Below are 301 nucleotides of genomic sequence, written 5' to 3'. Positions count from 1 at the left end.
AGGCTAACGCCACGACACTAGCCGTGAACTTCGCGAGTTCCATAACACCGATCCCGTCGTAGGCCACCACCTTGGGCAGCGGAGAAACGGGAATACTCCCGGACATAGATTCCTGCCTCTTAAGCGCTCCGCTCTCGATCGGCAACACCATGAGGTCGACCGGCATCACGCGCTTGCTCTTGACGATCAACGTCTGCACCACGAACGTCGTCTACATCCCCATCGCGCCCTCCTCTCGGCCTATGCCCCCCGCCGTTCCAACCGGACATCGGTGAAGTCCAGGCTGCACACGTGGCGTCCC

Annotated in this window: 1 protein-coding gene; it reads right to left on the bottom strand. The window is 61.1% G+C overall.

Translation table 11 applies throughout. From position 1 onward, the window contains the following. Window positions 1-199 (bottom strand): hypothetical protein (locus MKK70_RS07885; RefSeq protein WP_243946718.1); only part of this gene is annotated, 199 nt, incomplete at its 3' end. Between the last annotated feature and the right edge of the window lie 102 nt (window positions 200-301).

It is taken from the genome of Methylobacterium sp. E-041 (genome assembly GCF_022829665.1).
GTDB lineage: Bacteria > Pseudomonadota > Alphaproteobacteria > Rhizobiales > Beijerinckiaceae > Methylobacterium.
This window is presented reverse-complemented; position numbering and strand designations above follow the sequence as displayed.